General features: G+C 50.7%; 22 protein-coding genes and 1 tRNA gene. 16 read left to right on the forward strand and 7 right to left on the reverse strand.

All coding sequences use genetic code 11. The features are described 5' to 3' along the window. Window positions 1-24 precede the first annotated feature (24 nt). Together ACTQ1O_RS12460 and ACTQ1O_RS12465 are read left to right on the forward strand one after the other, a co-directional pair. The gene (locus ACTQ1O_RS12460) at window positions 25-192 is read left to right on the forward strand and encodes a hypothetical protein (RefSeq protein WP_441487535.1); all 168 of its coding nucleotides are present in this window, start codon (window positions 25-27) and stop codon (window positions 190-192) included. 332 nt (window positions 193-524) lie between these two features. After that, entirely contained in the window at window positions 525-1,355 is an 831-nt protein-coding gene (locus tag ACTQ1O_RS12465) for a glycerophosphodiester phosphodiesterase family protein (RefSeq protein WP_441475654.1), read from the forward strand. 228 nt (window positions 1,356-1,583) lie between these two features. Here ACTQ1O_RS12465 and ACTQ1O_RS12470 read toward each other — a convergent pair whose 3' ends face one another. Next, window positions 1,584-2,363: a lysophospholipid acyltransferase family protein gene (locus ACTQ1O_RS12470; protein ID WP_441487536.1), complete on the reverse strand. Its 780-nt coding sequence runs from the start codon at window positions 2,361-2,363 to the stop codon at window positions 1,584-1,586. Between the two features lie 179 nt (window positions 2,364-2,542). Here ACTQ1O_RS12470 and ispE point away from each other — a divergent pair, with 179 nt between their 5' ends. The 3 genes from ispE (at window position 2,543) to ACTQ1O_RS12485 (ending at window position 4,420) form a co-directional block, all read left to right on the forward strand. Continuing rightward, window positions 2,543-3,427: a 4-(cytidine 5'-diphospho)-2-C-methyl-D-erythritol kinase gene (gene ispE / locus ACTQ1O_RS12475; protein WP_441487537.1), complete on the forward strand. Its 885-nt coding sequence runs from the start codon at window positions 2,543-2,545 to the stop codon at window positions 3,425-3,427. Between the two features lie 23 nt (window positions 3,428-3,450). Further along, entirely contained in the window at window positions 3,451-4,098 is a 648-nt protein-coding gene (locus tag ACTQ1O_RS12480; RefSeq protein ID WP_441475681.1) for a GntR family transcriptional regulator, read from the forward strand. A gap of 249 nt (window positions 4,099-4,347) precedes the next feature. Continuing rightward, window positions 4,348-4,420, forward strand: a tRNA-Ala gene (locus ACTQ1O_RS12485). A gap of 214 nt (window positions 4,421-4,634) precedes the next feature. On the opposite strand, the gene ACTQ1O_RS12490 is transcribed toward ACTQ1O_RS12485, so the two are convergent. The 5 genes from ACTQ1O_RS12490 to ACTQ1O_RS12510 are packed head-to-tail and all read right to left on the reverse strand — an operon-like array spanning window position 4,635 to window position 7,256. Further along, complete coding sequence (locus ACTQ1O_RS12490) at window positions 4,635-5,408, reverse strand: nucleotide-binding protein (protein ID WP_441487538.1); 774 nt, start codon at window positions 5,406-5,408, stop codon at window positions 4,635-4,637. Next, window positions 5,408-5,650, reverse strand: coding sequence for a kinase (locus ACTQ1O_RS12495; RefSeq protein ID WP_441487539.1), 243 nt, complete (start codon window positions 5,648-5,650; stop codon window positions 5,408-5,410). Before ACTQ1O_RS12495 ends, ACTQ1O_RS12490 begins: the two co-directional genes overlap by 1 nt. Continuing rightward, window positions 5,641-5,820, reverse strand: a complete 180-nt coding sequence (locus ACTQ1O_RS12500) for a hypothetical protein (RefSeq protein WP_441487540.1) — start codon at window positions 5,818-5,820, stop codon at window positions 5,641-5,643. Before ACTQ1O_RS12500 ends, ACTQ1O_RS12495 begins: the two co-directional genes overlap by 10 nt. Beyond that, window positions 5,817-6,473, reverse strand: a complete 657-nt coding sequence (locus tag ACTQ1O_RS12505; protein WP_441487541.1) for a DUF3786 domain-containing protein — start codon at window positions 6,471-6,473, stop codon at window positions 5,817-5,819. The genes ACTQ1O_RS12500 and ACTQ1O_RS12505 overlap by 4 nt, the downstream gene beginning before the upstream one ends. A gap of 12 nt (window positions 6,474-6,485) precedes the next feature. Continuing rightward, window positions 6,486-7,256 (reverse strand): nucleotide-binding protein, encoded by a 771-nt coding sequence (locus tag ACTQ1O_RS12510; RefSeq protein ID WP_441487542.1) that lies wholly within the window; start codon window positions 7,254-7,256, stop codon window positions 6,486-6,488. A 283-nt stretch (window positions 7,257-7,539) separates the two neighbouring features. Between ACTQ1O_RS12510 and ACTQ1O_RS12515 the strand changes: the two genes are divergently transcribed. From ACTQ1O_RS12515 to ACTQ1O_RS12525, 3 genes are all read left to right on the forward strand, one after another. Next, entirely contained in the window at window positions 7,540-7,989 is a 450-nt protein-coding gene (locus tag ACTQ1O_RS12515; RefSeq protein WP_441487543.1) for a TetR/AcrR family transcriptional regulator, read from the forward strand. Next, on the forward strand, window positions 7,979-8,578 hold the full coding sequence (locus ACTQ1O_RS12520) for a DUF3786 domain-containing protein (protein ID WP_441487544.1): 600 nt from the start codon (window positions 7,979-7,981) through the stop codon (window positions 8,576-8,578). The genes ACTQ1O_RS12515 and ACTQ1O_RS12520 overlap by 11 nt, the downstream gene beginning before the upstream one ends. Before the next feature lie 161 nt (window positions 8,579-8,739). Further along, window positions 8,740-8,865: a TnpV protein gene (locus ACTQ1O_RS12525; RefSeq protein WP_441487577.1), complete on the forward strand. Its 126-nt coding sequence runs from the start codon at window positions 8,740-8,742 to the stop codon at window positions 8,863-8,865. Window positions 8,866-8,951: 86 nt separating this feature from the next. On the opposite strand, the gene ACTQ1O_RS12530 is transcribed toward ACTQ1O_RS12525, so the two are convergent. Further along, entirely contained in the window at window positions 8,952-9,086 is a 135-nt protein-coding gene (locus ACTQ1O_RS12530; protein WP_441487545.1) for a hypothetical protein, read from the reverse strand. Window positions 9,087-9,135: 49 nt separating this feature from the next. On the opposite strand from ACTQ1O_RS12530, the gene ACTQ1O_RS12535 reads away from it, so the two are divergent. The 8 genes from ACTQ1O_RS12535 to ftsH all read left to right on the forward strand — a co-directional run bounded on the left by ACTQ1O_RS12535 (window position 9,136) and on the right by ftsH (window position 19,023). Next, on the forward strand, window positions 9,136-9,471 hold the full coding sequence (locus ACTQ1O_RS12535) for a hypothetical protein (RefSeq protein WP_441487578.1): 336 nt from the start codon (window positions 9,136-9,138) through the stop codon (window positions 9,469-9,471). 121 nt (window positions 9,472-9,592) lie between these two features. Next, window positions 9,593-10,129 carry a hypothetical protein gene (locus ACTQ1O_RS12540; RefSeq protein ID WP_441487546.1) on the forward strand — a complete coding sequence of 179 codons (537 nt, stop codon included), beginning with the start codon at window positions 9,593-9,595 and terminating at the stop codon, window positions 10,127-10,129. 63 nt (window positions 10,130-10,192) lie between these two features. Next, window positions 10,193-11,602: a uracil-xanthine permease family protein gene (locus ACTQ1O_RS12545; RefSeq protein ID WP_441487547.1), complete on the forward strand. Its 1,410-nt coding sequence runs from the start codon at window positions 10,193-10,195 to the stop codon at window positions 11,600-11,602. Between the two features lie 166 nt (window positions 11,603-11,768). Next, complete coding sequence (locus tag ACTQ1O_RS12550; RefSeq protein WP_441487548.1) at window positions 11,769-12,536, forward strand: alpha/beta hydrolase; 768 nt, start codon at window positions 11,769-11,771, stop codon at window positions 12,534-12,536. Between the two features lie 138 nt (window positions 12,537-12,674). After that, on the forward strand, window positions 12,675-14,690 hold the full coding sequence (locus tag ACTQ1O_RS12555) for a B12-binding domain-containing radical SAM protein (protein ID WP_441487549.1): 2,016 nt from the start codon (window positions 12,675-12,677) through the stop codon (window positions 14,688-14,690). A 94-nt stretch (window positions 14,691-14,784) separates the two neighbouring features. After that, window positions 14,785-16,164, forward strand: a complete 1,380-nt coding sequence (locus ACTQ1O_RS12560; RefSeq protein WP_441487550.1) for an aminopeptidase — start codon at window positions 14,785-14,787, stop codon at window positions 16,162-16,164. A gap of 191 nt (window positions 16,165-16,355) precedes the next feature. Continuing rightward, window positions 16,356-16,859, forward strand: coding sequence for a transcription elongation factor GreA (gene greA, locus ACTQ1O_RS12565; protein WP_441487551.1), 504 nt, complete (start codon window positions 16,356-16,358; stop codon window positions 16,857-16,859). Window positions 16,860-17,136: 277 nt separating this feature from the next. Further along, window positions 17,137-19,023, forward strand: a complete 1,887-nt coding sequence (ftsH, locus tag ACTQ1O_RS12570; RefSeq protein WP_441487552.1) for an ATP-dependent zinc metalloprotease FtsH — start codon at window positions 17,137-17,139, stop codon at window positions 19,021-19,023. Window positions 19,024-19,217 lie beyond the last annotated feature (194 nt).

Genomic DNA, 19,217 nt, shown 5'->3' on the forward strand with positions numbered 1-19,217 from the left:
ACACTGCGGAGAATTTCAGACGCTTTGGTCAAAAGGATCAACCGTAACTACAGGAAGATTATGGTATTCAATACCCTGCTGATCATTCTGTGTGTGACAGGAGTTGTGATGCCCGGGACAACAGCTGCCCTTCACAATATGTCGACAGTTGCGATCGCACTGTCGAGTATGACGGACCTTCTGGACAAATAAGCGCTCTGACACGGACAAGCTTCTGTGGGGCCTGAACCCTGTACATGTAATAGGAATAGGTCCCGGCGGCACGGGACGGGCTGAAAAATGACTGGTATTTCTTTGATTTTGGAGATGCCTGTGTTATACTGTATAAAACCGTTGTCCAGCAGGCGGCCTTTGGGCATGCGAAGCATGCACGGAAGCTGCGAAGCAGCGAAGTGACGCGGGGACTTGTACAGTTTGTAGCACGATTTATCGTATGGGCGTTTACTGAGCAGGTAAATGAAAAATTCCGAAACCGGAGAGATACCGGCACAGAATACATACAGAAAAGCCTGGAGGGTGTTGCTATGGGTAAGACATTTAAGAAGGTGGCGGGTGTCTGCATCGGCACAGTTGCTGCCTGGACGTTTGCGGTGAAACCGAGAATCTGGAATAAACCGGATATCAGTGAAATCCGCCGTTATGATTATGCGAGAAGAGGGTACCGGGGAGAGGATGGCAGGATTCCGGAGAACAGCATGGCGGCGATCCGCGCTGCCATTGATCACGGCTACGGTCTGAACCTCGACGTGAGACTGACTCGTGACGGAGTGCCTGTTGTTTTTGCAGACTCCAGACTGGAGCGGATGACGGGAATAGAAGGCTCTGTGGAGAACAGTGTCCTGGACGAACTGAAGGAACTGAAACTTGGAGATTCAGAGGAGGAGATTCCGACGCTGGAGGAGGCTCTCCACGAGATCGATGGTCAGGTTCCGGTACTGCTGAATATCCATACGGAGGAAGACAATTATAATGCCATATCGGATCAGGTGTGTGAGGTTGTAGATGCCTATGAGGGCGTATTTGCAATTGAATCGATCGATGTGAGAGTACTGAGGTGGTATCGGAAGCAGCGCGGGGAGTACATCCGCGGACAGATTTCGGATTTTAATCACAGAAGCGGCTCCTCCTTTATGAATCTTCTGTTCGACATCCTTACAAGCTGTCTTCTGATGAATTTCCTGACGGCGCCGGACTACATCTCTACCAATATTGATTCACGCAATAATCCGAGCATCTGGCTGTGCCGACTCGTTTATCGCGTACCGAGAATGGACCGCACCGTCCGCTCGCTGGAGGATTATGAGCTGGTGAAGACAGATGGATCTACGGTTGTGTTTGAGGATATTCAGCCATAAGGCCGGTGGCGGAAACCGGACATGAAAAATCCATGGGGTTCTTTGAAGAAAGAATTCCATGGACTTTTTAGCGTGAATAAGTTATCTTTTGAATATGACATCTTTATCGTGGACAAGAGATCCTGTTCGGCGGTCAGCTCAGAGGAGAGTGATATTCCGGCAGACCGCCATCAGGCGGCCGTCTCAGAGGAGAATGATATTCCGTCAGATCGCCATCAGGCGGCCGGCCTACAGGAGGCTGGCATTGCGCTCGAGGGTCTGCGTCATGATCTTCCGGGTGTATTCACCGACATGCTTCTTCTCTTCACGGGATAGAGTCGCGGGATCGATCGGCTTTCCGAATTCGATGATGACATGTGTGGCCTTCAGCCAGGGAAAATGTCGCTCGAAGATGTTGATGGAGTTGGAAATGGACACCGGAATGATCGGCGCGCCGCTCTTCGTTGCTACACGGAAGCTTCCTTCGTGAAATTCCAGGAGAGGCGTGTCTGACTCCGCTTTGTTCCGGGTACCTTCCGGGAAGATAAAGACAAACTTGCCTGACCTGACTTGTGCGATTGCATCGAGGATTACCTGCATTCCCTGTTTCAGATCATTCCGATTCAGGAAGAAGCAGTAGATGTAGCGCATCCAGATGTTGAAAATCGGTATTTTCGCGATAGAATCCTTGGCGATGTATCCGCCCATGGTTTTCATAAACGGATAAGTCATGATTACATCATAAATACTGCGGTGGTTGCCGATGAAAACGGCGCCGCGGTCATCCGGAATATTTTCCTGTCCGATGGCAGTGATGCGGATGCCGGCGAGGACGCAGAGTACGCGAAACGCCCACCGGATCATGACCTGAGAAATCCGGCCTGCTTTTTCAGGATCTTTCCGATGAATGAGGGTTATGATTCCGAGCACAGGAAGTGTCAGAATCAGGTAAAGAACAGCAAATAATATCGAGATAAGTGAACGCAGCATATAATTTCCCCCGTTTTTCTGCTGATTGGAATTGTGCATGAAATGCTCCCCGTTTATGAAAACGATGGAACAGAACATGAAATGCCCCGGGCTATGAAGCTGATCGAACAGAGCATCATACGCTATAGATTATAAAATCGCGGGGAGGGTACTGCAAGCAGTAATCAGACAATTAACACATTTTTATCGGGGATTTGTCATGCAAGGATGGAGCAGCCATGGAATTAAAAGCAAGAGCGAAGATTAATCTGAGCCTGGATGTTGTCGGAAGGCGTCCGGACGGCTATCATCTGGTCCGGATGGTGATGCAGACGGTCGACGTCTGCGATACACTGGTTTTGCAGAAAAAGGATTCTGCAGGGATTTCGTTTGCGTGTGATGCGCCAGGGGTGCCGGCGGACAGCAGGAATCTGGCCTGGAAGGCGGCAGAGCTTCTGATGCAGGAATTCGGGGTCAGAGATGGTGTCAGCATTCTTCTGAAAAAAAGAATTCCGTCTGCGGCAGGCCTCGCTGGCGGGAGCGCTGATGCGGCCTGTGTTCTGAAAGGAGTGAATGAGCTGTTCGGATTCGGGCTGACGGAAGAGGAGCTCTGCAGAAGAGCCGTGAAGCTCGGTGCGGATGTGCCTTATTGTATTATGGGAGGTACGGCTCTTTCCGAGGGAATCGGGGAGGTGCTGACGAAACTGCCGCCCGTTCCGGATTGCCGGATCTTGCTTGCGAAGCCGGAGGACAGCGTTCCGACGGGACAGGTATATCATGACCTGGATCTGCTGGAGAGCTATCCCCATCCGGATGTGAACGGACAGATCCGTGCGATCCGCGAGGGAGATCTGGACGGGATCGTCCGCACGATGGGAAATGTTCTGGAGCTTGTGACGATACCGCACCATCCGGCTGTCACAGAGCTGATTCAGATTATGGAAAGAAACGGGGCAGAGGGAGCAAGAATGAGCGGAAGCGGACCGACCGTTTTCGGAATCTTCCGGCGGGAGGAGGATGCCCGAATAGCGTACGAAGAACTTGAGAATAGCGGACTGGCGAAGGATGTTTTTCTGACAAGGCCATATCCGGTGACAGATACCATGCAGGAGGTTTATGCGTGAAGACAGATAAACTGGTACAGACGATGAGTGAATACGAGGGGATGCCTCTTCGGGATGTCGTTTTTCAGACGCTGCGCAAGGGAATTCTCCGGGGCGATCTGAAACCGGGAGAGCGGCTGATGGAGATTCAGCTCGCCAACCGGCTGGGCGTGAGCCGGACTCCGATCCGGGAAGCTATCCGCATGCTGGAACTGGAGGGCCTGGTATACAATATACCGAGAAGGGGCGCACAGGTGGCAAGGATCACAGAGCAGGATCTGAGGGATGTTCTGGAGGTGCGCCTCGGTCTCGAGGAGATGGCGGTTGATCTCGCTCTGGAGCGGATTACGCCTGAGGGACTGGACCGGCTTTATCAGGCAAGCCGGAACTTTGAGAAAATGATTGGAAAAGCCGGGGTCACAGAGCTTGCGCGAGCCGATGAGGACTTCCATGCCATCATCTATGAGGCGACCGGCAATCGAAGACTGATCCAGCTGATCAGCAACCTGCGTGAGCAGATGTACCGCTATCGCGTCGAATATCTGAAGGATGAGAGCAATCGGAACACCCTGATCCGGGAGCACGATGAGCTCTGGAAGAGCCTGAAGGATAAGGACAAGGAGTCCGCGGAGCAGTATATGCGGCGGCACATCGAGCGGCAGATGAAGAATATTCAGAGCAACATACAGTGAGCACACGGATGCGGCAGAGTTATACTGCAGATGAAAAATATTCAGAGCAACATACAGTGAGCACACGGATGCGGCAGCACTATACTGCAGATGATATCGACTGCCGAATGTTCTGCGCGGCGGAATATTGAGAAGACAACCGGTGAAGGCTTCAGGGTTAACAGAATAAAAATATCGATGCTTAGAATTAAAAAAATTACTTGAAAATCATTGCTTGAAGGTTTATTATAGACAATGATTTCACAAAGAGGGGCATTAGCGCAGTTGGGAGCGCGCCACATTCGCATTGTGGAGGTCGTGAGTTCGAATCTCATATGCTCCAGACAGCCGGAAATCCTTTGTTTTCAAGGGCTTCCGGCTTTTTCTTTTCTGAAAATCGACTTCGATAAAAAACGCACAAAAACCGGATAAAGCTGTTCAAAGCAAAATGCCGGAAAGCCTTTATTTCGCTTCCTGAATCGTAAGCACTCAATAACCACCCCCTATAAAACAAGCAGACCCGAAACCCTGGGTCTGCCTGTTTTATAAGTGGGTGGTTATTGGATCAAAAACTGAGCCATTTCACTGATTGGAGCAATTGTCATTTGAAGCTCTGTACCAGTGAGACCTGCAAAAGCAAGATCGTGATTCAGCGGCATTCTGCCAATAATAGCTCCATGTTTACCGACTTCCTCTTCCATCATCTGCGCAGTTTCTTCGGTCAGCTTATTCAGGCAGAACCAGATGGGCTTGCCGATGCTCGTGCTTAAATCCGCAATTTTGGCGGACAGCCGCAGGGATTCAAAGGATGGGTCTACGATCATCAGAATGCCGTCCACGGAGTTATCCGTACCCCTGCCAAAATGCTCCACACCGGCTTCCATATCCAGCAGCGCAATTTCATCCTCCGCAAGGGTCAGATGAGCAACAAACTGCTCCAGAATGCTGTTCATGGTACAGGCACAGCCCTCATTGGCTTTGTGGATTTTTCCGCTGGACATGAGCTTTACGCCGTCTTTTTCACTGTAATATTCCTCCGGAATATCTGCCATGGTAAAATCCTCGGAGAAAAACTTCTTGGCAAAGGCAGAAAGCTTCATAGAGTCCAGCATGCCGGCGGTCATCATGGTTTTGAAAGCTTTATCCTTGCCGCCAAAATATTCGGTGAAATCTCTGGGCAGCTCGACCCCCAACTGACGGTGCAGACCGAAATTGGATTCATCGGAGTCCACTACCAGCACTTTTTTTCCCATGCGCGCCAATTCCTTTGCAAGGAGCGTCGTCACGGTGCTTTTTCCGCAGCCACCCTTGCCACATACGGTTATTTTCATCAAAATTCCTCCCATGTCGTGAAAATCTCTAAAATCGCTTCTTCGTAGTTGTGGCCAAATTCCTCACTACGACCCGCGATGCGAACATTGTTCTGTGCACCACGCTCCGGTTTGGGAAATTCCCAAATATGATAGTGAAGCCCACGATGGTCAAATTCAATACTGCCGCAGTCGTCCTCTTCCCAGTATTGAAAGGAAAGGTGACGATCTTTCAGAAATTGTTGAATTCCGGCTAAACACATTTTATATCTCCAATGGGTGTGGATTGTTCAATGGTATTGCCGCATTCGGTGCAGACCGAATCGGTGCAGACCACACCGTCCTTGACAAACACCTCAACGCTGTCTCCACATTGTGGACATTCCACTTCCAGAATTGTGATGGCATTTCTGGCTTCCTGACAGGTGATCATTTCTGTACCCCTTTCTCCTTCATAACACCTAAAATAATTTCTACAATATCCGTTAAATCGTAGGCGGAAAATGCCGCCGCGAAATTACTGGAAAACAGGATCTGACTGGACGCAGGAAATTCCTCGTCTGCCTCCCATAAAAGAAAGCGGATATAAAGATTATCAAACAACTCCAATTCAACTGCGGCATCTCCACCGGGAATCAGAATTCCTCCCAGCTTGGCAGCCGTTTCCTTGAAATCCGGGATCCGCCCCGAATAGGTCCTGAGCAGCCGCTGGATGCACCTTCCGTGAAAAACGTCATAGTACAGCTCTCCGGATGGAAATTCCCGGTAGGACTTAAACTCCCCATCCGGGAAATATACAGTGGAATAGAGCAAATACCGCAGAAGAAGAATTCGTGCCTTGGGGTTTCTGCCAAAAAGGTTGTCTTCCGAATCAATGGGGTTAATCTGGAAATCTGAACAGCGGGCGATATATGTCTGACCCAAAAAAACGAAGGTGAATTCTTTGCGCAGGGGATCATATGGAATCCCTAAACGGCTGCTGATTTTGTGTGGGTCTGTTTTTTCAAATGCTTCCAAATAGTATTCCAACGGCTTTTCCGTCAGGTTGTTCCTACCATATTGATCCAAATAGTTGTTTTTTTCCATGGTCTTATTCCTTTACAGCCCGATGTTCTGTAAAATGCGCACCAATGCCGTCCGGACAGGGGAATCCTCCGGCAGCTGAACCGTGGGTTTTCCGTCGCAGTCATAGCGATAAACCTCATCGCTCTGAGGTACCACGCCAAACAGCTGCAGCCCTTGCTTCTGAATTTCGTCCATGGTGCCGGCATCCAGCTTGCCATCCGGCGCACGGTTTACTATCAATCCTACCTGCTTGGGCTTGAAGTTCAGCTCCCGCATCAGTGCCGCGATCCGTCCCGCCGCCTGAACGCCCCGGCGGGAGCAATCACTGACCAGAATTGCCACATCCATGGTGGGAAGAAGGCCGCGGCTAATATGCTCCATGCCCGCTTCGTTATCCACCACAAGATAAGGGTAGTTGGCTTGTAGCCGCTGAATTTGGGTCTGCACCAATCCATTCACAAAGCAATAGCAGCCCTGGCCCTGGGTGCGGCCCATGACCATCAGGTCAAAATCCTTTTCCTCTGTAATGGCATCCTCCAGCCGCATTTGCAGGTAGTCGCCCTTGGTCATGCCTGCAGGGATGGGAGAATTTTGTGCCATTCCTGCCCGTTCGATTTCCTCCCGGATTTCTCCCAGGGTGGGCGGAGCTTCCACACCCAGCACCTCATTCAGATTGGAATTGGCATCCGCATCTACCGCAAGAATGGGTGTTTTGCCGTTCTTACACAGGTATTGAATCATCAGACCGGTCAGCGTGGTTTTTCCGACGCCGCCTTTTCCGGCTACAGCAATAATCTTCGCCATAGTTTTCTCCTCATGTTGTTAATTAGTAGACATCCTGTTGACTTTTTGCTTCAATATCATTATACTGATTGTCAGCAGATTAACAATAATCAGATTCTGGAAGCTGTGCAGAAACGAAACAGTTTCCAAAATCTGTTGAGGAAGGTGTCATATTTTGCAGCGAAAAGAAATCAATACCAAAGATCGCCGGACGAAGTATACGCGCAGTGTCATTCGGGAGGCTCTGATGGGGCTTCTGCGGATCAAACCCTATTCCAAAATAACCGTGACGGAGCTCTGCCGTTTGGCAGACATCAACCGGGGAACCTTTTACATCCACTACTTTGATGTGGATGATGTGCTGGACGACATTTTGGCGGAGTCTTTCTCGGATGTGAGCCAAACCATAGGTCATGTACTCTGTCCCCAAAAAGAAACCTGCACCTATCCATTTTGCCAGAAGGTACAGGAGAATGAAGCGCTTTGGCCCCTGTTTATGGATGAGACTGTCTCGGAAAGGATCATAAAACGACTGGCAGGCAAAAGCAAAGAAGGCTTTATCAGTTATCTGATGCAGCACAGCGATTTGACCTTTGAACAGGCAGAGAGTATTTTCTATTTCCAGATTCACGGCTGTCTGACCATTAACCGGCTGATGCTTCAAAACAATTGTCGGGACTGGCATAACGTACAACAGACCATTGATCGGTTCATTCGGGCAGGCTTACAGGAGTTTTTGCAAGATGGAGAATAATGGGCAGTTTGAATTGATGCGCTTTGCCGCCAGGCAGAAATTGGAAGGCGCAGATCCTGTTCGGCTTTCCGTACTGACCGGACTGTGCTGGGATGGAAGGACATTTGACACGGAAACTTTGGGAATCCCTATTCGGATCAGTTGGCCGGAATGTCAGATTTCTCCGGCACTGGAGATGTGGCACGACCTGACAATTTTGCAGTATCTGGCAAATACGAAAGGAACTGCGCTCACCGGAAAATTCCTTGCCCTGAGTGAATTTCACTCCGGCGGCTTGGCAAAGGGTACAAGCTTTGACCGGGATAATGACCGTATTATCAGCCGGATTGGTCTGCATGACCCTCAGGCAATCCGGGAAGCCGCTGCGAAGCTGGGTGGAACGGAACTGCATGAAAAATCTGATTTGTCCTTTTTGTTTTCCTTTCTGCCCCGCATTCCGATAAAGTTCAATTTGTGGCTGCCGGACGAAGAATTCCCTGCTTCCGGAAAAGTCCTTTTCAATGCTTCTGCGGAAAACGATCTGCAAATTGAAGCCGCCGGAACGGCAGCTGCAATTTGTCTTTCGCTTTTGGAAAGAAACATACTTTAAACGTCCAGCAGGTGGCACCGCATCGAGATTGATGCGACTTGGAAAAATACCCGACAGAGATGCTTTTCGGAGGAAAGAATAAGGTAAAGGGATCCCTGAATCTCCACCTGGAAGAAATTGACCACCAGACGCAGGAAACGGAACAGTGACACATTTCTCAGCTGGCCCAACAGAAGAACCTTACTGAGAAACTGAAAGCAGACAACCAAATGGAATGGGTTGCCCGGATGAACAACATTCGGCACCGGGCCGATGAGATTGTTCTGAATGAACTGATTTACGCCTAGAACACGGATCTTTATGAAAAAACGACAGACAGATTGGCATTTGCTCCAGTCTGTCTGTCATTTCTTTTTTGTATCTGATATTCCTATCAAAAAAGCTCCTTGTTCTTCTGCCCCAGCAGAGACTTCAAATCCACAACCGCAACCGTGTCCAGATTTCGGAAAGAAAAGTATTGCCTGCCGTATGCTTCCAGGTAGCTTTGTGCCAAGGAGGTCTTTCCCATTCCGCGCTTTTCCCGTGACCGCTATGATAGTGCCCACTACAAGCACATTCTGAAAAAGAACGGAGTTCGGCTGATTTCAGCCAAGGAGAATATTTCTGACGGCCCGGAGGGCATTATTCTGGAATCCATGCTGGAGGGGTATGCGGAATACTACTCAGCAGAGCTGTCCCAGAAAATCCGGAGAGGGCAGCAGGACAATGCCAGGAAGTGCATGAATAACGGCAGTAATATACCGCTGGGGTACTATGTGGACAAGGCCACCGGGCGGCTGGCGGTGAATCCCGAAACAGCCCCCTATGTCCAGGAGCTGTTCCCGGAGATTGCACGAACAGAAACTTCCGGTGTGAAATCCTCAGCGCCGCACGAACAGAGATGTTCAATGTAAAATTTCGTGTGGCATTTTTCTGTACATATGGAATTCAAGATGGTATCATATCTGTTTAGTGAGTACGTGAATTACGAGTGTGTGTACAATTGGAAATTTTAGGTAAAGGGGAGGTTACCCTTTGAAGCATTTTGTGAATAAGTACCAATACGGTCCAAAGGAAGTGGAGGAGTCGATGGGCGCATGGTGGCTCAGAAAATATCGGATTCCTCTCGCCGCGCTTCTGGCAATGTTTCTGGTTTTTGCGGTGTGTGCAGCAGTGACCGGGAATGCGGTCTGGCTGGTTCCCGGTCTGACCGGTATTTTCGGATTTCTGATGTTCATCGTCAGAGAGCGGCAGGCGGTCGGACGTGAGAAGGAAAATATCGTGCGAACCTATCATATGAGCGATCCGTTTATGCGTGTCGAGATTGATCATGAGATCCGCACCGTTGTCAGCAATACCAGAAATTCCATACCGCTAGCGGGAGTTGAGGGCGTAATTGTTACAAAACATATGATTGTGCTCCAGCTCAGCCACGACATGTCTCTCGGACTGAAAAAGGATTCCTTTGAACGGGGCACAGCGGAAGAGTGTCTTGCTTTCATGAAGGAGCAGGTGGAGAAGAACAGGAAAGACCGGAAAGAGTTTTCGAGAAAGAAGAGAAACAAAAAATAGCAGACATGTTTAAACATCGCCCAAAACAGTTATTCAGAGTGAAGAAAATGAGGAGGGAAACACATGAGACTGGTTTATGATGTTGAAGAGAGGCCGCCGTTCCGAAAGAATGTGATTTACGCGTTTCAGCAGCTGCTGGCGATCATTGCCGCGACGCTTCTGGTTCCGACCCTTGTCAATCTTGGAACGAAAGGCGCCACGGAGGTTGTGATGAGCCAGCCGGCGGCGCTGTTCGGGGCGGGAGTCGGAACACTGATCTATGTACTGTGTACACAGAAAAAGAGTCCGATTTTTCTCGGAAGCTCGTTCGCCTTTATCAATCCGCTGATCGGTGCCTGCACTTTCGGCTATCTCGGAATCTTCCTTGGCGCTGTCTTTGCGGGTCTGGTATATGTGGTGATCGCGCTGATCATCTGGAAGGTTGGAACCGGATGGGTTGACCGTCTGATGCCGCCCGTGATCATCGGGCCGACCGTCGCGCTGATCGGACTGTCTCTGTGCGGCTCCGCTGTGAATAATCTGCAGAGCAATGCGGCAGGAGAATACAATTTGATCGCGATCTTCTGCGGACTCTGCGCTTTCTTCACGACGATTGTGGTATCTGTCCGGGGCGGGAGATCAGTTCGGATGATCCCGTTCATCATCGGAATCCTTGTCGGATATGTTCTGGCATCTGTCTTTACTCTGATTGGTTATGCGGCAGGAATCGAATATCTGAAGATTGTTGACTACTCAGCGCTGATCGATAATTTCCGCACCCTTTCCGTGAACAGTTTTTTCAGCGTGCCGAATTTCACATTCCTCGGAATTTTCCATAATGGCGCGGACGCGATGAAAGGAGTCGCAGGCGTGCTTCAGGTCCTTCTGCTGTTCGGGCCGGTAGCACTTGTTGTATTTGCCGAACATATCGCGGACCATGAGAACCTCGGATCGGTTATTCGGAGAGACCTGATCCGTGATCCCGGCCTTCACCGGACACTTATGGGAGATGGACTTGGAACAATTATCGGATCATTCTTCGGAGGGTGCCCGAACACGAGTTACGGAGAGGCCATCGGATGTGTCGCGATCTCGGGTGATGCTTCTGTGTCCACCATCATTCTTACCTCCTGCATGGCGATTGTACTTTCTTTCTTCTCGCCGTTTGTGGCCTTTGTCAATACGATTCCGGTCTGCGTCATCGGCGGTATCTGCATTGCGCTTTACGGATTCATCGCGGTCAGCGGTCTCCGTATGATTCAGACCGTGGACCTGAATGACAACCGTAATCTTTATGTTGTCAGCGCAATTCTGGTGCTGGGAATCGGAGGACTCATTCTGGATCTGAAATATGTGCAGATTACAAGCATCGCTACCGCTCTTATCGTCGGGATTCTTGTCAACCTGCTGATGCACAAAGGGAAAAGCCCTGAGGAAGAGGAGGAAGAGCAGGAGAAGAAATATGAGTATGATAAGAATGAAAAGCTCTTTTGATTTACGCGAACAGTGAGCTGCAGCCGAATGCAAAGTATTCGTGTGCGGCGAGTGTCGCGATAGCGAGATAAAACTCGCGCAGCGTGTTTTATCTCGTTTTGACTGAACGCAAAATGAAGCTGTCACGCCGGTAAACCCGGCGCGGCAGCTTTTTCAGGAGGAGAAAATGAAATTCGCAGTTATTTTTCCGGGAATCGGATATCATTGTGACAAACCGCTGCTCTATTATTCGGCGAGAATTGCGAAGAGTCTGGGAATGCAGATCGTGAAGGTCTCCTTCCACGATCTTTCCGGAAAGAAAGATCTGATCGGCAATGAGGAAAAAATGGAGCACGTTTATGAGATCGCGAGAGATCAGGCGGAAGAAATTCTCAGAGAAATGGAATGGGACAGGGCAGATGAACTGGTATTCCTGTCGAAAAGTCTCGGAACAGCAGTCGCGGCATCCTATGCGCGGGACCATGGCTTGAGGGTACGCCATGTCTATTATACTCCGGTCGCCGGTACTTTTCATTTTATGGAGAAAGCATCCGGGATTGCCTTTCACGGAACAGGTGATCCATGGGTTGAGACGGAGGTTGTGCGGCAGGGATGCAGGGAGAAGATGGTTCCCCTGTACATCACAGACGGCGCGAATCATTCTCTGGAGACCGGTGATGTGATGGCGGACCTGCAGAACATGCGGAGTATCATGGAGAAGACATATGAATATCTGGCCGGCGGGGAGAGGATCTTCCGGATCCTCCGGATTTCGGAGGCGGACTATGGATGCGAGGAACTGCCGGAGAATACGGATGTCCCGGTATCCGTTCTGCTTGAGGATGCTTCCGGCATGGAAATGAGCATCACCGCAGGGGATGAGGAGCTGTACGGGAAGGATCTGAATGCCGGAGACCTTGCGTTTGTCCGGAACGGAAAACTGTTTCATGTATAAGAAGTGTCAGGAGACTGGACGGAAGCTTTGCTTTATGCCCAGGGCGTTGAGAAACTTCAAAAAGAAGTGTCGGGATCATGGACGGACGGCTGTTCCGGGAACTGTCCCGCGGGAAGCAGAACGCGGAGAGGAGAATAGGTGAAAATAGTACTTGCGGCGGTCAATGCAAAATTTATACATTCAAGTCTCGCGATCCGTGATCTGAAAGCATATGCGGAAAGTCACCGGGAATATCGGGGAAGACAGGGCGGCGGTCAGCGTGACACGATGATAGAACTGGCGGACTATCCGCTCAATAATCGTGACACGATTATCGAGCTGGCGGAGTATACGATCAATCAGCAGCCGGACAGGGTCCTCGCGGACCTGTACCGGAGACGGCCGGACGTGATCGCTTTTTCCTGCTATGTGTGGAATATGGAGTATGTGGCATCTCTGCTCGGCGATCTTCGCCGGATTCTTCCGGGCACGGAGCTCTGGCTCGGCGGCCCTGAGGTCAGCTATGACGCGGCAGAGGTCCTTCGGAATTATCCGGTCCTCCGGGGCGTTATGGCCGGAGAAGGGGAGATTACCTTCACCAATCTGGTAAATGCCTATGAAGCAGCCGGGAGAAGCGGATCGATGCCGCAGCTTTCGGGAATCAGAGGAATCGTATACCGCAGCGAAAGACAGAAGAATTCAAGGGAACAGTTATGCTCAGCTTCGGAAAAAAGTTTTGAGCCGGACAAGGATCTGACATCAAATGAAACAATGACCGGAAGCGAGAATCTTGCATTATATGAGAAGGTGACCGCAAAGTCAGAGGCAGAGCATGAAATTCTGGTTAATCCTCCCGCGGAAGTACCGGATCTCGACGAGATCCCTTTTTTTTACGCAGATCATAATTCCGCAGGCGAGGAGATCCTCCATCAGTTTGAACACCGGATCATTTATTATGAGAGCAGCCGGGGCTGCCCCTTCCGGTGCAGCTACTGCCTGTCATCGATCGGAAAGAGCGTCCGCTTCCGGGACCTTGAACTTGTGAAGAAGGAGCTTCAGTTCTTTCTCGATGAAGGTGTGCCTCAGGTCAAGTTTGTGGACCGCACGTTTAACTGTGATCATGATCACGCGTCTGCAATCTGGAGCTATATCCGGGATCATGACAACGGGATCACAAATTTTCATTTTGAAATCGAGGCGGAGCTTCTGACGGAAGAAGAGATCCGCCTGCTGTCCGGCATGAGACCGGGACTTGTGCAGCTGGAGATCGGAGTACAGTCCACGAATCCTGCGACCCTCCGGGCAATCTGCCGGCCGCAGAACGTGGATCATCTCCGGCAGATTGTATCGGAAATTCACGCTGCGGGGAATATTCATCAGCATCTCGATCTGATCGCGGGACTTCCGGAGGAAGATTATGAGAGCTTTGCCGCATCCTTTGATGAGGTCTATCGAATGGAGCCGCAGCAGCTTCAGATGGGCTTTCTCAAGCTGCTGAAGGGATCGTCTCTTCACAGGAATGCAGAGAAATTCGGAATCGTCTGCCATGAGCGGGCGCCTTACGAGGTGATCCGGACAAGGTGGCTGAGCTACGATGATATTCTCCGGCTGAAGGGGATTGAAGAGATGGTTGAGGCATATTATAACAGCTGGCAGTTCGCGTGCACCATGCGGGTACTTGTGGAGCGCGTCGGAAGCCCGTTCCGTGTATACGAAAATCTCGCAGCTTATTACTCGGAACATCATCTCACGGAGATTCATCTGTCCCGTCCGGAGCGATTTGAGGCACTTCTCGGTTTTGCCGCCGCGTTTGATCCCGGTTCGGAAAAATTATACCGGGAGCTCCTGGTCCTGGATCTGTATCTGAGGGAGAACAGCCGAAGCCGACCGGAGTGGGCGCGTGATCTCAGCTCTTGTCGGGAATTTTTTCGCAGATACTACCGGGAGGTAATGAACATAAAGCAGGACCGCCGGATGGTTCACGGGGATCTTTTTCTTCCGGAGACGCTGATCGCTGCGGGTCTCGTTTCCCCGGAGAGCCCGGAGCTGAAACTACATGAAGGCGTGGCGGTTCCCGTGGTTTTTGATTACCGGAAGAGGGATCCTCTCACAGATAACGCGGTGGTGACTGTCCTGCCCGGACGTACGGATCAGGGAGCTGCGGGCAGCATGTGAGCAGCAGAGGAAGGAACCGGATTTGAACTTTGACCGTTTCAAAATACAGATTTTGTGATATGATCTGTGTATCGAAAGAAAAGGAGAAAATCGAATGAAAGAAAAAAAACAAACGATCTGGGAAAAGGATGATGAGCAGAAGCTGAACGATTTCTGTGAAGATTACAGAATTTTCCTTTCCGGACATAAAACAGAGAGGGAAAATGTCGCAGGCATGGAAGAGGAACTGAAGAAGGCTGGAGCAAAATCTCTGGAAGAGGCTGCCGCTGAGGGCAGAGCTCTTAAACCCGGAGAAGTTGTATATACGGATATGATGAAGAAGTCTCTTCTGATCTTCCGAATCGGACAGAAGCCGATGACAGAGGGACTGCGTCTTCTCGGTGCGCACATCGATTCCCCGAGACTGGATCTGAAGCAGCATCCGTTGTATGAGGATACCGATCTGGCGCTTCTTGACACCCACTATTATGGCGGAATCAAGAAATATCAGTGGACGGCGCTTCCGATGGCCCTTCACGGCGTCATCGCGAAGAAGGACGGCTCGGTTGTGAATGTCTGCATCGGCGAGGATGAGAACGATCCGGTGTTCGGTGTCAGTGACCTTTTGATTCACTTGGCTGGAAAGCAGATGACCAAGAATGCCGCTGAGGTTGTCGAGGGAGAGAACCTGAACGTTTTGGTCGGAAGCAGACCGCTCGCATCCGCGGATGAGGACGAGAAGAACGCGGTTAAGGCGAATATCCTGAAACTTCTGAAAGAAAAATATGATATGGAGGAGGACGACTTCGTATCGGCGGAGATCGAGGTGGTTCCCGCGGGACAGGCAAGGGATTACGGACTGGACCGGAGCATGATCATGGGATACGGTCAGGATGATAAGGTGTGCGCATACCCGTCCTTCCGGGCAATCATGGACGAAAAGAATCCGGAGTACACCAGCGTCTGTCTTCTGACAGACAAGGAGGAGATCGGATCTGTCGGCGCGACCGGCACACATTCCCGATTTTATGAGAATACACTGGCAGAGGTCATGAATCTGCAGGGATGCTACAGTGAGCTGGCACTCCGCCGTCTGCTGACGAAGACCAGGGTTCTTTCCTCTGACGTAAGTGCCGGATTTGACCCGGATTATCCGGATGTGATGGACAAGAACAACTGCGCGTATCTTGGAAGAGGACCGGTATTCAACAAATATACCGGTTCCCGCGGCAAGAGCGGTTCCAATGACGCCAATGCGGAGTATATTGCGTTCCTGAGAAAACTGATGGAGGAGAACAATATTATCTACCAGACCTCTGAGCTTGGAAAGGTAGACGCGGGCGGCGGCGGAACGATCGCCTACATTCTCGCAAATCTTGGAATGGAGGTTATTGACTTCGGTGTTGCCGTTCTCAATATGCATGCGCCCTGGGAGATTACAAGCAAGGCGGATATCTATGAGGCTTACAACGCATACCGCGCATTCCTGAAGTAACGGAATCGGGATCCGGGAGGCGGAATTTCCTCCCGGTAAACCGTAATGCTCCGCAGGCGAGGCAGCAGACACTGTATAAGCTGCGGATTGCTCCGTGCTCCGCAGGCGGGGCAGCAGACACTGTATAAGCTGCGGATTGCTCCATGCTTCGCAGGCGGGGCGTCACAAACTGTATAAGAAGGTAAGAAATCATGCATGACAGACTGACACAGAGCGATATTGACAAGATGCAGGCGGAAATTGACCATCGGACTCTGGTGGAGCGGCCTCGAATCCTGAAGGAGGTTCAGGAGGCGAGAGCGCAGGGAGATCTGAGCGAAAATTTCGAGTATTATGCCGCAAGAAAGGCCAATCGGGAGAATAACAGCCGGATTCATTACCTTGAGAAGATGATTGAAACGGCAATTGTAATTGAAGACCGCTCAAAGAGCGATGAGGTCGGATTGAACAAGAAGGTGACTCTGCAGTTTGACGACGAGGAGGAGACCGAGACCTACAAGCTCGTCACCTCTGTACGCGCGGATTCCATGCAGGGAAGGATCACTCCGGAATCTCCTCTAGGAAAGGCCATCATGCGTCATAAAGCCGGCGATGTCTGCCACGTCAAAGTCAGCGATACCATCGAGTATGACGTCAAGATCGTTGGCATCGAAAACGTCGGGGAAGAGGAATCGGATACGATCCGCAGGTTCTGAACCGGACGCATTTGGACGACAGGCGGGACAGACGCAAGGCGCGGATTCACCATGGTTCGCTGTTTGTATAAGGCAACAGGCAATTAGAAAAATTGTATAAAATTTATATCCGCACGGTTGACAGGAGATCGCTGATGTAAGATACTGGTCTATATCAGATTAGCCATCAGACGACTCGGCTGCTAATGACGGGGCCGTCGATGAAGATTCGGGACGAAAAGCTGACACACAGTCCGGAATCTGATCTGGAACCAAAACAATGAACGGAGGTGATAGTTTGAAAGAGGTAAAAAACGATAAAAAGCCGATTGCGTTTTATTATGCCATCGTGCTGCTTGTGCTGCTCCTTCTCAATTTTCTTCTGATCCCGCAGATTAATAGTGCCAAGATACAGGACACAACATACGGCAACTTCATTGAGATGCTGGAGGATGGGAAGGTAAGCCAGGTAGAGGTCAACTCGGCGGACAGTGAGATCGAGTTCAAGGATTCCTCGGGTAATATGTACCGCACCGGTATGATGAATGACTATAAGCTGGTGGACCGTTTGCTTTCAGCGGGAATCAAGGACTTCGAGAGCCCGATTCAGCAGCAGATGTCACCTGTTCTGAGCTTCCTGCTGAGCTGGATTCTTCCTCTTGTCATTTTCTTCTTCCTTGGAAGATGGCTTATGAGTTCAATGACAAAGCGTATGGGCGGAGGCATGGGTGATGCCATGAGCTTTGGCAAGAGTAATGCCAAGGTGTACATACAGTCGGAGACCGGCATTAAGTTCAAGGATGTGGCCGGAGAAGACGAAGCGAAGGAGCTTCTTCAGGAGATCGTCGATTTCCTGCATAATCCCCAGAAGTACACGGAGATCGGCGCGAAAATGCCGAAGGGCGCTCTTCTGGTAGGCCCTCCGGGAACCGGTAAGACGCTCCTTGCCAAAGCCGTTGCCGGCGAGGCGAATGTACCGTTTTTCTCTATTTCAGGCTCTGAATTCGTCGAGATGTTTGTTGGAATGGGCGCGGCAAAGGTCCGGGATCTGTTCAAACAGGCCAACGAGAAGGCACCGTGTATTGTGTTTATCGATGAGATTGATACCATCGGTAAGAAGCGTGACGGCGGAGGATTCTCCGGCAACGATGAGCGTGAGCAGACATTGAACCAGCTGCTTGCGGAGATGGATGGATTTGATGGACGAAAGGGTGTCATCATCCTTGCGGCGACCAACCGTCCGGAGTCCCTGGATCCGGCGCTGACCCGTCCGGGCCGGTTCGACCGGAGAATTCCGGTAGAGCTTCCGGATCTGAAGGGAAGAGAGGAAATCCTGAAGCTTCACGCGAAGGATATCCGGATTTCCGACAATGTAGATTTCAATGCGGTTGCGCGCACCGCTTCCGGAGCAAGTGGCGCCGAGCTTGCGAACATGATCAATGAGGCGGCTCTTCGCGCGGTACGCGACGGGAGGAAATTTGTAACCCAGAACGACCTGATGGAGAGTGTTGAGACCGTAATCGCCGGATACCAGAAGAAGAACAAGGTGCTGACGACGAAGGAAAAGCTGATCGTCTCCTATCATGAGACCGGACACGCCCTGGTCGCTGCCCTTCAGACCCATTCAGCGCCGGTCACAAAGATCACGATTATCCCCAGAACATCAGGAGCTCTTGGTTACACCCTTCAGGTGGATGAGGGAGAACATAACCTGATGAGCAAGGAGGAGATCGTGAACCGGATCGCAACGCTTACGGGCGGACGTGTTGCGGAGGAACTGATCTTCCATTCCGTGACAACGGGAGCGTCAAATGATATCGAGCAGGCGACGAAGCTGGCAAGAGCAATGGTGACGAGGTTCGGCATGAGCGATGAATTCGGAATGGTAGCGATGGAAACCGTTACGAATAAGTATCTCGGCGGTGATACATCTCTGGCGTGCTCCGAGGCAACATCGGGTAAGATAGACGAGATGGTTGTGAAGATTGTGCATGACGCGTACAGCAAGGCAAAGAGTCTGCTTTCCGCCAATATGCCGAAGCTTCATGAGCTTGCCAAATATCTGTATGAGCGGGAAACAATCACCGGTGAGGAGTTTATGCAGATCCTTGAGAAAAAGCCGGAGCTGATACCGGATCAGAATCAGGGGGAGGCAGGACAGGGCACCGCTCCGGCGGCACAATAACCGGTTCGCGGCATTCGCACTGTGAAAATTGCACCCTGATCCAGTGAGCAGTAAGGACTCATACGATGCTGTTCACGCAGCGCGAAAATCTTTGCTGTACATTGTTGGGGCGAATAGTAACGCTCATCGGAAATCTGCGGTGAACACTGTGCAGATTTGTAGATATTATTCTGAGAAATGATGTATAATGGGAA

This window comes from Bilifractor sp. LCP21S3_A7 (assembly GCF_052118825.1).
Classification (GTDB): domain Bacteria; phylum Bacillota; class Clostridia; order Lachnospirales; family Lachnospiraceae; genus Bilifractor.